Source organism: Agrobacterium sp. LY4 (genome assembly GCF_001526585.1).
GTDB classification, from domain to species: domain Bacteria; phylum Pseudomonadota; class Alphaproteobacteria; order Rhizobiales; family Rhizobiaceae; genus Agrobacterium; species Agrobacterium leguminum.
This window is the reverse complement of sequence record NZ_ASYA01000003.1, coordinates 18559-33648: the sequence shown is the minus strand read 5'-3', so window position 1 is coordinate 33648 and position 15090 is coordinate 18559. Positions and strand designations below refer to the sequence as shown.

The window sequence follows — 15090 nt, the reverse complement described above, 5'->3', positions numbered from 1 at the left end:
CGCGTGTCGTCATATTGATCAAACGGAAAGGGAGTTACGCGTTTGAAAACGTTCAAGTCAAAATTCGCTGGCATGGCATTCGTGGTTGGACTGGCGGCCGGTTTCGCAAATCCGGTTTTTGCCGATGACAGCAAGGTGCTGCCGATTGCCGCGCAGATGTACACGCTGCGCAATTCCGGAACGCTGGAAGAACAGCTTGCCATTCTCAACCGCGCTGGCGTCTCCGCCGTGGAAACCGTGGATATGCAGAAGGTCAGCGCCGGCGAACTGAACACGCTGCTGGAAAAGCACAAGATCAAGGTCATTTCCTCGCATGTGCCGATCGACAAGCTGCGCGGCAATCTCGATGAAGTTATCACCGAGCAGAAGGCCGTCGGCAATCCCGTCGTGACCGTGCCGTTCCTGAAGCCGGAAGACCGCCCGAAGGACGCCGCCGGCTGGACCGCCTTCGGCAAGGAGCTTGGCGGTTACGCGGACAAGCTTTCGGCGGCGGGCCTCTCCATGGCCTATCACAACCACGACTTCGAGATGGTCAAATTCGACGGCAAGACGGCGCTCGAACTGCTGCTCGACGCGGCAGGCCCGAAGCTGCAGGCCGAAGTCGATGTCGCCTGGGTGGCGCGCAGCGGCAATGATCCGGCAGAATTCCTCGGCACCTTGAAGGGCAAGGTTTTCGCCATCCACGCCAAGGACAATGCACCGGCCGGCACGGCGGAAAACGAGCGCGGTTTTGCCACACTCGGCACCGGCGTTCTCGACTGGAAGACAATTCTGCCGGCGGCCAAACATGCCGGCGCAAAATGGTTCATCCTTGAGCACGATCTTCCGCTCGATGCCGAAGCGGTGGTGACCAAGGGCAACGCGTTCCTCAGCGAACGCCTGCCGACCATCAGTAAACACTGCCAGTAAAACCAGAACCGCTCCCCGGCGGCCGGTTTCGGCGGGGAGCATGAGGTTCGACAGACGCATATCCATTTTCCGCCGCGTCGCGACGGGAAACGCTTTGTCCTGTCGTTTTTTCCAAGCTCACATCGGAGGAGTTATCATGGCAAACAATCATTATGATGCGATTGTTGTCGGCTCGGGCATCAGTGGAGGCTGGGCCGCAAAGGAACTCACGCAAAAGGGCCTGAAGGTCCTGATGCTGGAGCGTGGCCGTAACATCGAGCACGTCACCGACTATCAGAATGCCGACAAGGAAGCCTGGGATTACCCCCATCGCAACCGCGCCACGCAGGAGATGAAGGCGAAATACCCCGTTCTCAGCCGCGATTACCTGCTGGAAGAGGCAACGCTCGGCATGTGGGCCGATGAGCAGGAAACGCCCTATGTCGAGGAAAAGCGCTTCGACTGGTTCCGTGGTTACCATGTCGGCGGTCGCTCGCTGCTCTGGGGCCGCCAGACCTATCGCTGGTCGCAGACCGACTTCGAGGCCAATGCGAAAGACGGCATCGCCGTCGACTGGCCGATCCGTTATGAGGATGTTTCTCCCTGGTATGATTATGTCGAGCGTTTTGCCGGCATTTCCGGCAGCCGCGAGGGGCTGGATATTCTTCCCGATGGCGAATTCCTGCCGCCCATTCCGCTCAATTTCGTGGAGCAGGATGTGGCCAGCCGGCTGAAGAAGGCGTTCAAGGGCACGCGCCACCTCATCAATTCACGCTGCGCCAACATCACCCAGGAACTTCCCGATCAGGAGCGCACGCGCTGTCAGTTCCGCAACAAGTGTCGGCTGGGCTGTCCCTTCGGCGGCTATTTCAGCACGCAGGCCTCGACTCTGCCTGCGGCGGTCGCCACCGGCAATCTCACCCTTCGGCCTTTCTCCATCGTCAAGGAAATCCTCTACGACAAGGACAAGAAGAAGGCGCGGGGCGTCGAGATCATCGATGCCGAAACCAACCTGACCTACGAATATACCGCCGACATCATCTTCCTCAATGCCTCGACGTTGAACTCGACATGGGTGCTGATGAATTCGGCCACCGATGTCTGGGAAGGCGGTCTCGGCAGCAGCTCGGGCGAACTCGGCCATAATGTGATGGACCACCATTTCCGCATGGGTGCCACCGGTCAGGTGGAAGGTTTCGAGGACTTCTATTTCAAGGGCCGCCGGCCGGCGGGCTTCTACATTCCGCGTTTCCGCAATACCGGCGACGACAAGCGCAAATATCTGCGCGGTTTCGGTTATCAGGGCTCGGCCAGCCGCTCGCGCTGGGAACGGGAGATCGCTGAACTCAATATCGGCGCCGACTACAAGGAGGCGCTGACCGAGCCGGGCGGCTGGACCATTGGCATGACGGCCTTCGGCGAAATGCTTCCCTATCACGACAACCGCGTGAAGCTCAATCATGACAAGAAGGACAAATGGGGCCTGCCGGTCCTCTCCATGAATGTCGAGATGAAGCAGAACGAACTCGACATGCGCGAAGACATGGTCAATGACGCCGTCGAGATGTTCGAGGCGGTTGGCATCAAGAACGTCAAGCCCTCGCGGGGCAGTTATGCCCCCGGCATGGGTATTCACGAAATGGGAACGGCCCGCATGGGGCGCGACCCGAAAACCTCCGTCCTCAACGGCAACAACCAGGTCTGGGATGCACCCAATGTCTTCGTGACTGACGGCGCCTGCATGACCTCGGCCTCCTGCGTCAATCCGTCTTTGACCTACATGGCGCTGACGGCGCGTGCCGCCGATTTTGCCGTTTCCGAACGCAAGAAGGGGAACCTGTGATGAACAGACGCGAACTGCTGAAACTGATAGCCATTGCCACCGGCCTTCCGCTGATCGGCGCGGATGTCCTCACGGCTGCCGAAAACGCCACCAAGCCCGCCGGCGCTACCCACGTCTTCACCCCGGAGGAAATCCGCTTTCTGGACGAGGTGGCGGAAACCATCATTCCCCGCACCTCCACGCCGGGGGCGAAGGATGCCGAAGTGGGTGCCTTCATGGCCGTCTATGCGGCCGATTGTTACACCGACGAGCAGCGGACACTCTTCCTTTCGGCGATTTCCGACATCGAGAAGCGCAGTCAGGCCGAACACAAAAAGGCCTTTCTGGAGCTGACGGCGGAACAGCGGCAGACGCTGCTTGCCGCGCTGGACAAGCAGGCCAAGGCGGAACAGACGCCGGCAAAGCCGCACGCCTTCACGCTGGTCAAGCAGTTGACGCTGCTCGGCTTCTTCACCTCGAAGATCGGCGCCACGGAAGTTCTCGTTTACGACGAGATTCCCGGCGGTTTCGAAGACCGCGTTCCCTACAAGAAGGGCACGCCTGCCTGGGGCACGACCTGAAAAGAGAACTGTTGGCCCGTCCGCATTTGCAGACGGGCCACACTCAAGCGGCAAGACAAGGATGACACGATGCGCAGTACAATCATCATCGCGGCGGCTATGCTGACCGCAAGCACCGTTCCCGCTCTTTCGGAAGGCGACGTTGCCAAGGGGGAGGCGGTCTTCAAGCGCTGTTCCGCCTGCCACGCCATAGGCGAGGGCGCGAAAAACAGGGTCGGCCCACAGCTTAACGGCATCATCGGCCGTGCGGCAGGCGGCGTGCCTGACTATACTTATTCGGCTGCGATGAAAAAAGCCGGCGAGGACGGTCTCGTCTGGACACCGGAAGAATTGCGGGATTTCCTGAGCGCGCCCAAAAAGAAAATACCCGGCAACAAGATGGCGCTGGCCGGCATCAGCAAGCCGGAAGATCTGGACAATCTCATCGCCTATATCGAAAGCGCCGCTTCGAAGCCCGCTGAGTGAGAGCAGCACGGCTGCCCGGTGGAAGTAAAGCTCCTGGCGAAGGTCAGGCGCCTGCGCGCTACACCTGGCTCGCTTCGCCCTCCGCCAGCTGGGCAAGGCCTGGCAGATTGCAGATCAGAAGCTTCTGCCGCCCGCCCTGCACCAGCCCCTTGCTCTCCCAACTGCTGAGGATGCGGGAAACGGTGTGCAGTGTCGTGCCGGTCATTTCGGCTATATCCTGTCGCGAGATCGGAAAGTCGATGCGGATACCGTCCAGCTCCTTGCGGCCCGCCTGTTGGGAGAGGCGCAGCACGGCGTGGGCTACGCGGCGCTCCACTTCCTGCGTCGACATTTCGCGGATGCGCGTATGGGCTTCCTCGAGACGCTGGCCGATCGTCTGCATGGCGGAGACGGCGAGATGCGGGTTCTGTTCGACGAATTGCGGCCATAGATCGGTCTGCCAGGACAGTATGACGCTTTCGGCCGCCGTCGTGGCGGTGCCGGGATAATCCGACCGTTGCAGCGCCCGGGCAAAACCGAAGAGATCGCCGGGATGCACCACGCGCACGATGATCTGCTGGCCGTCATGGGTCACCTGCGTCACCTTCAGGCGGCCGTGAATGAGCAGGAAGAAATGCGTGGCCGGCTGGCCCTGCTCGAAAATGGCTTCGCCCGGCGGCACCAGCCGGGATGTGGCGTGGGTCAGCAGCCCGTCCAGCTCATCGTCGGCCATCTTGGCAAACAAGGCCAGCGACCGGATGACGCTTCGGTCAATCTTCACTTGCACCCTCTCCGGTGATTGGCCGCCGCCTTGGTTCCCGCAATGGGCACCCCGGGTGTCGGCCTCTTCTGTATCCTCACAATACAGCACTATCACGGACTGAAGAAGATCAAATGATATGAATCAACCAATTGTTTTTATTGACGATTATCAAGAAAACAGAGCAGCTGCGCCAAGCTTTTCGAGAAGCGGCGCATACCAGCGCGTATCCCTCACCAGCCGGAACCCCAGATTGTCCGGCGGCACGCCGACTGCGCAGCCGCCGCTTTTCGGGTTTTTGACGAAGGCGCTCATCGCCGCCCGGTGTTTTCCCGAAGCGACGGGAATGCCGCAGGAGGCGACGGTATCGACTACATCGCCATCCTTGCCGAGCGTCACACGGTGGCTGCAGCTGGAGGTCCATTCCCAGACATTGCCGCCGAAATCGGTAAGGCCATATTCGTTTTCACCGAAGCTGCCATAAGATTGCGGAACGGGATTGCCCGACGCCTTGCGGCTGGTCTGCCGCTCGTAATCCGCCAGCCAGCGCAAAGCGGGGTTTTCGCTATCCGCAGCCACGCCGAGCGTCTCATCCGGGAAAAGCGACCCGGCGGCAAAAGCAAGTTCGGCATCGCTCGGCAGGCGCCAGACAGCGCCTGTCCGTTCGCTCAGCCACGCCGCATAAGCGCGGGCGTCATCCTGGCTGATGCCGGTTGCCGGTATCGCGCCGTCGACGGGGGCGGCAAAGCCGGGTTCCGGCTGCTGACAGCTGCCTTCGGCCACACAGCGCGCATAATCCGCGCTCGATACCTGATATTTCATGATCGTCAGATTTTGCCGCATCGTCACGTCGATCATCGGGCCATCGACGGCATAACCATTGCGGAAATATTCGCCCTCCGCCCGGTAGGTGAAATGTCCGGCGGGCACTGTAACGACCTGTGGAGCCATCATGGCAACGCGGTCATCAATGCCGCTGCGGATGATCCCGGACTGAAAACCGATGGCCGTCGCCAGCAGCGTGGCAAGCGAGAGCGGCAAAAGAAGCGAGACGGCATTTGGGAAATGGCTGTGGCCGGGAATGCCCATGGGAACCTGCCTGCGTCAAGAAGACGCCAAACATCGGGCCTGCCTTCAGGCCGCAGAGAGTAGAAGGGAGCGCGCCGCACCTGCTGGCGGCGGCGCACTCCGGTTTGCGTCAGATGCTCGATGGGGCAAGCACCGCCTGCATCAGGCTGTTGTTCCACTCGCCCGTAACCTTGAAGTGGGCGGCTGCACCCAGCTCGAAGGCCTCAATGAGGTTGTGGTTGACATAAGCGTAGATGCCGGGCTGCTCGAAGGTATAGAAGGCCGCGCCCGCCGTGCCGCCGGGAATGAACCAGGTTTCCTGGTCGAGATCCGGCGGGTTGCGGAACTTGCCCGTCGCCCAGACATAATCGCCATGGCCGCCGATGAGGTGCGGACGGGTATCGCGGTTAGCCTGCGAATGGACGATCAGCACCTTCTCGCCAACGGCGGCCTGAAGGGCGTGTTCCCCGGTCAGGGCGCCGACTGCGCCGTTGAAGACGATGTGGCTCGGCGTCAGCTTGCGCATCACCTCCAGCGTGTCGGCCATGGCGTCGCCGGCGCTTTCATATTTCTTGAAATTGCCGTTCTCGTCGCGGGGAACGTAGAAGTCCTGCTCGCCGACATAATAGACCTTGTCATAAACAAGCTCCTTGCCGTGGCCGTCCGTCAGGCCCTCGCGCGGCAGCACCATGATCGCGCCGTTCATGCCCGAGGTGACGTGCCACGGCACCATGCCGGGAGGTGCGCAGTGATAGACGAAGACGCCGGCCTTGGTGGCCTTGAACCGCAGGATCGCCTTTTCACCGGGGTTGACGATGGTGAGCCCGCCGCCGCCGAGCGCGCCGGTGGCCGAGTGGAAGTCGATATTGTGCTGCAGCTCGTTGCTATCGGGGTTGATGAGGGTCAGTTCGACATAGTCGTCCTGGTGCACCACCATCAAGGGGCCGGGAACCGAGCCGTTGAAGGTCATGGCGTGGACCTCGGTGCCCTTGTCGTCGAGGATCATCTTCTGCTCTTTGATCGTCAGCGTGAACTCGACGATCTTCGGTCCGCCTTCGGCTTTCTGCGTGTGGGCGTGCACGAAGGGCGGCTTGACGAGATCAACCTTTACGCGAGGCAGCGCTGCAATCTCCGCGCTCGTCAATGGCTTGGCTGCGGCCTTCTTTTCCTCTGCCGCGCTCGCTGCCGATGGCATGATGACGGGAGCTATAGCCCCTGCAAATGCTGCGCCTGCGAGAATATTACGCCGTGTGATGTGGAAGGTTTCCGTCATCATTTTTCTCCTATCCCTCTTGGGGCAGAGCATGTTTCGCTCTGTCACAGCATTTGTAGCGGAGGGGCGGAAATACAATTTGAGATGGAGCAAACTTCGCTTTCGGCACCCTGCGACATTTTGGCAGGCGGCTGAAGGCCGGTGTGGAAGCGTCGCACCGCCTCTTTGCCTGTTCGCAAAGAAGCCGGACGGGCTTGCGTCTAGACATATGTCAAGACCAAACAAGGAGCATTATAATGAGTGGCAGCCAAACCGTTCTCACCGAAGGGCGCAGCCGGCCAAAGGGCGGCATTCCAAGAGGGCTGGCGCGCACCGGCCCGGTTATCTTTTCTTACGGCTTCCGGCCGTTTTTCCTCGGCGGCGCTTTCTGGGCCATCGTGGCGATGGTGTTGTGGATCGCAGCCCTTTCCGGCTTCATCGACCTTGGCGGGGATTATGGCGCGCCGAACTGGCATGCCCATGAGATGCTGTTCGGTTTCGCCTCGGCGGTGCTGGCCGGTTTTCTTTTGACGGCCGTGCCGAACTGGACGGGACGACTGCCGGTATCGGGCAAACCGCTGGTCTGGTTGTTTGCGCTCTGGTGTGCCGGGAGGCTTTTGCTGCTTTTGCCGGATAAGGTGGGCGTGGTCACCGCCGCAGCTGTTGACGGGCTTTTCCTGCCTGCGCTTCTGGCGATCTGCGCGCGCGAGGTCATTGCCGGGCGCAAATGGAAGGACCTGAAGGTGCTGGGCGGGCTGCTGGCGCTTTCCATCGCCAACATCGTGTTCCATGTGGCGGCGATCGAAGGCGATCATAGCCAGATCGCGACCCGCCTTGCCGTCTCGGCCTATACCGTGCTTGTCATCATCGTCGGCGGCCGCATCGTGCCGAGTTTTACCCGCAACTGGCTGAACCGTTTCGGCCGCACGGATTTCCCCGTGCCCTATAACGGCTTCGATACCGCCGCCATCCTCACCGGCATCGCGGCGCTGGCTGTCTGGACAATAGAACCCGAGAGCATGGTGGCAGTACCAACGGCGCTTCTGGCCGCGTTCATGCATGCGGTACGCCTGATCCGCTGGCGTGGCTGGACGACATGGCCGGAGCAGGTGCTGGTGGTGCTGCATGTGGCCTATGCCTTCATTCCCGTCGGTTTCATCACCATAGCGCTGGCGGCGCTTGACGTGATGGACACGCGCTCCGTCCTGCATGTCTTCACCGTCGGCGTCATTGCCTGCATGATGCTTGCGGTGATGACGAGAGCGAGCCTTGGCCACACCGGACGCAAGCTCGCGGCCAGCAGGGTCACCATCGCCGCTTATGTGGCGCTGATCGCTTGTGCGCTGCTGAGACCGGCAGCCGAGTTCTTCCCCGGTGCGATGATGCATCTTTATGCCTGCTCGGCGATCCTCTGGATCGTGGGCTTCGGTCTCTTCTGCTTCGAATATGGCCCGATCCTGATGCGCGAGCGCAAACCGCTCAAAGCATAGGCGGCTTTGTTGCGATGAGGCCAAAACGAAACGCCCCGGAAGCATTTCCGGGGCGTTTCGTTTTCGAGGGATTCGATATCTGGCTTAATGCGCGCCCGCACCGGCGCGGATGAAGATGCGAAACGCCGTGCGCGCCTCGTCGAAATTGCCGGCCCATTGATGGCCCCGGGCCAGAAGCTCGGGGTAAAGGAAAGTCGGCTCCTGCGGCATCAGCACGAAAATTACCGCGCCCAGCGGAAGGCGGTCGAGTGCGGCAAGCGTGCGGCTCGCCTGGCCTTCGGCCGTTTCGTCGCTGAGATCGAGATAGATGACCGGATCGGGCCATATCTGCGGCTCCTCGGCATTGCCCGCAAGCGCTGGCGAAACGGAAATCTGCTCGGCTTCAGTGGATTGCGGCGTGAACAGCACTTCCCAGTCGCCACCGCCGATTTCCCTCACCTGATGGTCGAAACCGCGTTCGGCCATCACCTTGAACAGCGGGACGGGCCGGAAGGTGGCGTATAAGCGCAGCGCCTCACCGGGAGCAAGCCCGGCCACGGCTTCCATGATGGCCGGAAAGGGCTCGCCGCCGCTCAGCAAAAGCGGCCGCACATCGAGTTCCCGGATCGTTTCCGTCATTGCATCACCTCATCTGTCGGCTGGCGGCGGCAGGCGCCGTCCGCCAGAGGTCTTTTCACCATGCCGCAGGCGCTGGGGTCAATGCTCAGAACCGCAGCAGCATTCGCAGCCGGACATATCCTCCTCGGAACCTTCGGCCTGTTCTTCAAGCCGGCCGATATCGAGACGCCAGACTTCCGGACCCTGTTCGAGATATTCCCAGCCGAACTGGCCGGGGAAATTGGTGGCGAGTTGGTAAAGCAGCGGACGGGGATCGTGATCGCTGGTGATCTGCAGCGATTGCCCCTGAGCCAATGCGCCGAGCGCACCGAAAATGCGCGGATGGCGTTCGCGATGCGGAATGATGCGCACATCGATATTGGTTGCGGTTTGGGCTTCGGACATAGGCTGGCTCCACGGCCGCGGATGGAATGATGTCCGGCGGTGCGGCCGGCCGGCGGACTGGAAAAACCTATCCGCCGGGCGGTCTGGAGACATTGTCGCCGCGCAAACAAACCTGAGATTTGTCAGGTCCGTCTACGAGACAATCAGCCGGCAAGGCTGCGATAGATTGCCGGCAGCGCCGATGGCAGCTTGGCGATCCTGCTGACGATGGCATAACCGTTCTGGCCGAACATGGCCGGAATATAGGATTGCGCCTTGCTGTCGACGGTCACCCCGAAGACACTGACGCCCGAACGCCTGGCTTCGGAAACCGCGCGGCGGCTGTCCTCGATGGCGAAGCGGCCTTCGTAGTGATCGACATCGTTCGGCTTGCCGTCCGTCAGCAGCAGAAGCAGCTTGCGGCGTTCCGGCCTCTCGTGCAGCTTGGCGCTGGCGTGGCGGATGGCGGGGCCGATGCGGGTGTAGAAGCCGGGTTTCAGCGCCGCGATGCGACGCTCGACAGCGTGGCCCATCGGCTCATCGAAATCCTTCACCGTTTCCATCCGCACCCAGGAACGGCGGCGGGAGGTGAAGGTCAGGATGGAGTGACTGTCGCCGCAGGCGGAAAGCCCGTGGGCAAGCACCAGCAGGGCTTCCTTCTCCACGTCGAGAACCCGGCGATTGTCGAACCAGGCATCGGTCGACAGCGATACGTCGACGAGGATCGTTACGGCAAGATCCTGCGCCTGCGGGCGGCTGGCCATATGAATACGGTCGCTGCCCTGTCCGCCGGCGGCGATATCGCTTCTGGCGCGAACCACCGCGTCAAGATCGAGATCGTTGCCGTCAAGCTGGGCTCGCAACATCTCGTGGCGCGGTCTCAGTACCTCGAACTGCCGCCTGACCCGGCGGATGAGGCTTTTGGTGTCCGGGTCGGGTTCCGGTGCCGTTTCGGCGTCCTTCGCCGGTCCGGCGATCACCCGGCAATGATCAGCAAGATAGGTACCGCTTCGATAATCCCATTCGGGATAGGTCAGTTCCGCCGTCAGCGGGATATGGTTCAGTGCTTCGGGCGGCAGGTCCAGATCGAAGCGGAAGCGGGCGGAAGGCCGTCCCTTTCTTTCACCCAGCGTCATGTCATCCAGCTCGTCGGCCGCACTGCCGTCGGCATCGTCGCTGTCGTCGCCCGGCCGGTCGACATTGACCATCTCCGCCATGGCGAGGATTTTTTCGAAACGGTTGAGGATGAAGGGGCTGCGTTCCGTCTGCCGGTTCTCCACCTTTTCGCGCACGGCGATATGGCGGGCGGCCTCCGCCCCCTGCGGCGCGGCGCTCGCGGCCGGCTGGTCCTCGCCCTGCCGGGCTTCGGATGCTTCGCGCAGCAGCGTGTCTGGCCACAGCGGCATCGGCAGCATCGGCAGGTAGCGCGGCGGCGCCTTGGCCGGGAAACCGGCGGGTGGCGCATGGCCCTCAATCCCTGCCGCATCGGCGAGCATGGAAAGCACCCGTTGTTCCACCTGCTGCTCCGCCTGCGGCAGCGGTCGTTTCTGCCGCACCGCGAGCATGGCGGCGCAAAGCCGGCGATAATGGGCCTTCATTCCGGGGAAGGCATGGATGACGGTTTTTGCCAGTTCTGCGGCGCGGTCGAGCCGGGCAAGATCGTTGCCCAACGGGTCGGCCGCCGCCACCGGTTCAAGCGGCATCATCGCCATGGCGGCGGCGAGCCAGAGATAGAGATCGCGGTTGAGGCGGCGGTCGGGAAACAGATCGAGCACCGGCGGCAGCATCAGCGTGGCGTGATCGCGGCCGGGCTGGGCGAGCTTTTCTTCACCAAGGCCCATGCGCTGGCGCAGCCTCAGCCGGTGGCTGGAAGTGCGGGCGCGGGCCGGGGCGATCTGCACCGCATGTTCACCGCCAAAACCCCGGAAACAGATGGCCAGTACGGCCTGCATATCCTCCAGTTTCACGGCATGATCCGGGAAGCGCAGCCATGTGCCGGTTTCGCCGATCAGCCTGTGCCAGGCGCGGCCGACGGTTTCTTCCAGTTCCAGAAAGTCCAGCATGGTTTATCCTCACCGCCTATCGGATGATCGCATCCGCCACTTCATGCAGCGCGGCCTTCACATCCGGCTCGTCGGTCAGCGGTTCGATCATCGCCGCGCGCACGGCCTGGCGGGCGGGAAGGCCGGTATCGATGAGGCTGGCGCAATAAACGAGCAGGCGGGTGGAAACGCCCTCTTCCAGATCGTGGCCTTTCAGGCCGCGCAGCCGGTGGGCGAGCTCGACGAGCGGCTCGACATCCCGCGCATCCAGCCCGCTTTCATGCGAAACGACGGCGATTTCCTGCTCCTTGGGCAAAAAGTCGAATTCAATGGCGACGAAGCGTTGGCGGGTGCTGGGTTTCAGGCTCTTTAAAAGGTTCTGGTAGCCGGGATTGTAGGATACGACGAGCATGAAGCCGGAGGGTGCTTCCAGCACCTCACCGGTGCGCTCCAGCGGCAGGATGCGACGGTCGTCGGTGAGCGGATGCAGCACGACGGCCACATCCTTGCGCGCTTCCACAATCTCATCGAGGTAACATATGCCGCCCTGCCGCACGGATCGCGTCAGCGGGCCGTCCATCCACACGGTTTCGCCGCCTTTCAGCAGGTAACGGCCGGTCAGATCAGCGGCAGCAAGATCGTCGTGGCACGAAACGGTGGAAAGCGGCAGGCCGAGTTTCGCCGCCATATGGCTGACGAAACGGGTCTTGCCGCAACCTGTCGGGCCTTTCAGCAGAAGCGGCAATTGCCGCACCCAGGCGCTTTCGAACAGCGTGCATTCATTGCCGAGCGGGGTGTAGAACGGCGTGTCCGGCAAAGGCTGCGGCGCGGGGCGGAAAATCGTATTCATGGTCATCTCCATGGTTGATGGTAAGGACCGGCTCTCCGGGGGAAAAGGAGGGCCGGTCCGTTTCTCATTCGGCGGGCTGCACGAGGCGGGCGACGTCACCCTGTTTCTGCTTGCCCGGCACCAGGACTGCCCAGATGAACATGATTGCCGAAATGAGAACTGCGAAACCGGAGCCGAGGCGGATCCAGTAGAAGATCGCCAGCTGGTCCTGCACATCCATGAAGCTTTCGCCCATGACGCGCTGAAGCTGGATCTGCACCACGCCGGCAAAGGTCAGCGCGAAGGTCATCACCGACATGGCCGTGCACATCACCCAGAAGCTCGTCATCGAAAGCCACTGGTTGTAGGGCGCGCGTTTCTTCATTTCCGGCACGGCATAGGCCATCATGGCAAGGTTCAGCATCACATAGGCGCCGAAGAAGGCGAGGTGGCCGTGGGCGGCGGTGAGCTGCGTGCCGTGGCTGTAATAGTTCACCGAAGACAGCGTGTGCAGGAAGCCCCAGACGCCGGCGCCGAAGAAGGCCATGACCGAGCAGCCGATCGACCAGAGCAGCGCTGCGCGGTTCTCATGCTTGCGGCCGGCTTTCCAGGTCATGACGAAGGTGAAGATGACCATGGTGAAGAAGGGGGCCACTTCCAGCGTCGAGAACAGCGAGCCGATCCACTGCCAGTAACCCGGCGCGCCGATCCAGTAATAGTGGTGGCCGGTGCCGAGGATGCCCGAGAAAAGCGCAAGGCCGACGATGACATAGAGCCATTTTTCCACCACTTCGCGGTCGATGCCGTTGAGCTTGATCATCAGGAAGGCGAGGATCGAGGCCATGATCAGTTCCCACACGCCTTCCACCCAAAGATGGATGACGTACCACCAGTACATCTTGTCGAGCGCGAGGTTCATGGGGTTATAGAAGGCGAAGAGGAAGAAGATCGCCAGACCCCAGAGACCGAAGAGCAGGATGTTGATGACGGTGGTCTTGCGGCCCTTCAACGCCGTCATGGTGATGTTGAACAGGAACATCAGGACAACGAGGACGATGCCGACCTTGATGGCGAAGGGCTGCTCGAGGAATTCGCGGCCTTCATGGATGCGGAACATATAACCGACCACGGCGACGGCGGCGGCCACCAGGAAGATCCAGAACTGCGCGATGGCGAGCTTGGGGCTGTAAAGCTCCGTTTCCGTTTCTTCCGGCAGAAGATAGAAGGTCGAGCCCATGAAGCCCATCAGCAGCCATACCACAAGGGCGTTGGTGTGGATCATGCGCACGATGTTGAAGGGCAGAAGCTCGGAAAGCGTATTGGGCAGCACGTAGATCGTCGCGGCGACGACGCCGAACAGGATCTGCGCCACGAACAGCCCGATTGCGCCGTAAAAATACAGCATGGCGACTTTTTGCGTCTGGTATTTCATCTCGTCATCTCCTTGCCGTCAACCTCAACCCGCATCGTTCGGCGGCCAGTTCTGCGTCTTGATCCGGCTCGTCCATTCGAGGAAATCGACGAGATCATCGAGTTCCTGTTCGGTGAGATTGAACTGCGGCATCTGGCGGCGGCCTGCGATGCCGGTGGGCTGGGCGGCCATCCACGCCTTGATGGAATCGCGCGCCGTCTCCTTGTCTTCCACGCCGCCATAGCGCTTCCAGACATTGCCGAGTTCGGGCGCGAAATAGGCGCCTTCGCCGAGCAGCGTGTGACAGTTGATGCAGGAGTTTTTCTCCCACACATGCTTGCCGCGCGCGACGCTTTCGGTCAGCGTGCTTTCATCCGTCGAGGTGGTGCGCATGTAATAATGGCTATGGGCGGTCAGCCCGACGAATATGGCGAAGAAGAAGATGGAGCCGCCGTAAAAGACGTTTCGCGCTCCTGTTTTGGTCAGGCGTTCTGCCATGCCAATGGTCCTTTCCATCCGGAAGACCGCTTATGCGGACTGGCTTGATCGAACCCTCATGCCGGGATTTGCCAACAGGCTTCGGGTCTCACCCCCTTCTAGTCGTTGGCCGCCGTCGTTCTTTGCCATTTGGCAAACAAGTGGAGAGGTGGTGCGGTCCGCTTTTTCAGAGCGACAAAATGCCCTGCAGGAACGCCCGCAAAAGCGCGGCGGCGGCAAAGATGGCCGGCCATGCCAGAAGTGCGCTGCGCAGCAGGCCACGCTCTTCGCGAAAGCCGAGAAAATCGTCGATGACGCGTCTGGATTTCATGAGCGCGAAAAGCAGCATCAGGCAGGCGGCGGCGACCGGCGGCAGAAGTGCTGCCTTCCACGATGTCACGACGGTCGTACCGGCGAGGACGAGAATGGCGAGTGCTGCAAAACTTCTCGCAAGCTGGCGGGAGGTGCGGTGGATCATGATGTCAAACCAGATAAATAACGGGAAAAATGACGATCCAGACCAGATCGATGACATGCCATAGCGTCGTCACCAGCGTGACGTTCTCGTTTTTCGGCAAGACTGCGACGATGAACAGCAGCACGGCCACGAAGACGACATGCAGCAGGTGGAAGCCGGTGAGCAGGAAATAAAGCTCGAAGAACGCGCCATAGGCGGGATCGGAGGCGAAGGCGATTTCGGTGGAGTATTCATAGAGTTTTACGCCGACGAAAACGAAGCCCAGCAGGCCGGCAAGCACAAGCGCCCGTCGCTTGCCCGGGAGCGCGGTGTGATGGCTGGTCGCAACGGCCGCCTGCCAACCGCTCGCCAGCAAAATCAAAGTGTTGAGGCCGGCAAGCTGCGGCTGCAGATGCTGACGGGCGGCGGCGAAGGCCTCGGGATTGAGGGCGAAGGCGATGATGAATGCGCCGGTCAAAGCACCGAAGGCGGCAAGTTCGCTCCAGACCAGAATCCACAGGAGCAGGTTTCCGCTTTCCTCTTCCGTATTTGTCGCCATGGTCTTGCCCGTAATTGTAAAACAGCAAG

The 15090-nt window shown here is 61.3% G+C and carries 16 protein-coding genes; 5 read left to right on the top strand and 11 right to left on the bottom strand.

Translation table 11 applies throughout. The features are described from left to right. The first annotated feature begins 42 nt into the window (after nt 1–42). From L904_RS05395 to L904_RS05380, 4 genes are all read left to right on the top strand, one after another. A complete protein-coding gene (locus L904_RS05395; protein WP_059775494.1) occupies nt 43–909 on the top strand; it encodes a sugar phosphate isomerase/epimerase in 867 nt (288 codons plus the stop codon). Between the two features lie 136 nt (nt 910–1045). Next, on the top strand, nt 1046–2731 hold the full coding sequence (locus tag L904_RS05390; RefSeq protein WP_020811080.1) for a GMC oxidoreductase: 1686 nt from the start codon (nt 1046–1048) through the stop codon (nt 2729–2731). Next, nucleotides 2731–3291 (top strand): gluconate 2-dehydrogenase subunit 3 family protein, encoded by a 561-nt coding sequence (locus L904_RS05385; protein ID WP_020811079.1) that lies wholly within the window; start codon nt 2731–2733, stop codon nt 3289–3291. Before L904_RS05390 ends, L904_RS05385 begins: the two co-directional genes overlap by 1 nt. 69 nt (nt 3292–3360) lie before the next feature. Continuing rightward, nucleotides 3361–3756 carry a cytochrome c family protein gene (locus L904_RS05380; RefSeq protein WP_020811078.1) on the top strand — a complete coding sequence of 132 codons (396 nt, stop codon included), beginning with the start codon at nt 3361–3363 and terminating at the stop codon, nt 3754–3756. A 58-nt stretch (nt 3757–3814) separates the two neighbouring features. Here the strand turns inward: L904_RS05380 and L904_RS05375 are convergent, their stop codons facing one another. From L904_RS05375 to nirK, 3 genes are all read right to left on the bottom strand, one after another. Beyond that, nucleotides 3815–4516 (bottom strand): Crp/Fnr family transcriptional regulator, encoded by a 702-nt coding sequence (locus L904_RS05375; protein WP_020811077.1) that lies wholly within the window; start codon nt 4514–4516, stop codon nt 3815–3817. Between the two features lie 150 nt (nt 4517–4666). Next, entirely contained in the window at nt 4667–5584 is a 918-nt protein-coding gene (locus L904_RS05370; RefSeq protein ID WP_020811076.1) for an SUMF1/EgtB/PvdO family nonheme iron enzyme, read from the bottom strand. Nucleotides 5585–5693: 109 nt separating this feature from the next. Next, complete coding sequence (nirK, locus tag L904_RS05365) at nt 5694–6836, bottom strand: copper-containing nitrite reductase (RefSeq protein ID WP_020811075.1); 1143 nt, start codon at nt 6834–6836, stop codon at nt 5694–5696. A 236-nt stretch (nt 6837–7072) separates the two neighbouring features. Here nirK and L904_RS05360 point away from each other — a divergent pair, with 236 nt between their 5' ends. Then, nucleotides 7073–8305 (top strand): NnrS family protein, encoded by a 1233-nt coding sequence (locus L904_RS05360; protein WP_035263672.1) that lies wholly within the window; start codon nt 7073–7075, stop codon nt 8303–8305. An 84-nt stretch (nt 8306–8389) separates the two neighbouring features. Here L904_RS05360 and L904_RS05355 read toward each other — a convergent pair whose 3' ends face one another. From L904_RS05355 to L904_RS05320, 8 genes are all read right to left on the bottom strand, one after another. Next, nucleotides 8390–8923 (bottom strand): DUF2249 domain-containing protein, encoded by a 534-nt coding sequence (locus tag L904_RS05355; RefSeq protein ID WP_020811073.1) that lies wholly within the window; start codon nt 8921–8923, stop codon nt 8390–8392. A gap of 78 nt (nt 8924–9001) precedes the next feature. Then, nucleotides 9002–9307 (bottom strand): DUF2249 domain-containing protein, encoded by a 306-nt coding sequence (locus L904_RS05350; protein WP_020811072.1) that lies wholly within the window; start codon nt 9305–9307, stop codon nt 9002–9004. A 143-nt stretch (nt 9308–9450) separates the two neighbouring features. Further along, entirely contained in the window at nt 9451–11349 is a 1899-nt protein-coding gene (locus L904_RS05345) for a nitric oxide reductase activation protein NorD (RefSeq protein WP_020811071.1), read from the bottom strand. Nucleotides 11350–11365: 16 nt separating this feature from the next. After that, nucleotides 11366–12178 carry a MoxR family ATPase gene (locus L904_RS05340; RefSeq protein WP_031234045.1) on the bottom strand — a complete coding sequence of 271 codons (813 nt, stop codon included), beginning with the start codon at nt 12176–12178 and terminating at the stop codon, nt 11366–11368. A gap of 64 nt (nt 12179–12242) precedes the next feature. Continuing rightward, a complete protein-coding gene (locus L904_RS05335) occupies nt 12243–13589 on the bottom strand; it encodes a nitric-oxide reductase large subunit (protein ID WP_020811069.1) in 1347 nt (448 codons plus the stop codon). A gap of 24 nt (nt 13590–13613) precedes the next feature. After that, entirely contained in the window at nt 13614–14066 is a 453-nt protein-coding gene (locus L904_RS05330; protein WP_035263673.1) for a cytochrome c, read from the bottom strand. Between the two features lie 166 nt (nt 14067–14232). Beyond that, nucleotides 14233–14523 carry a hypothetical protein gene (locus tag L904_RS05325; protein ID WP_020811067.1) on the bottom strand — a complete coding sequence of 97 codons (291 nt, stop codon included), beginning with the start codon at nt 14521–14523 and terminating at the stop codon, nt 14233–14235. Nucleotides 14524–14527: 4 nt separating this feature from the next. Further along, on the bottom strand, nt 14528–15061 hold the full coding sequence (locus L904_RS05320; protein ID WP_020811066.1) for a cytochrome c oxidase subunit 3: 534 nt from the start codon (nt 15059–15061) through the stop codon (nt 14528–14530). Nucleotides 15062–15090: the final 29 nt, after the last annotated feature.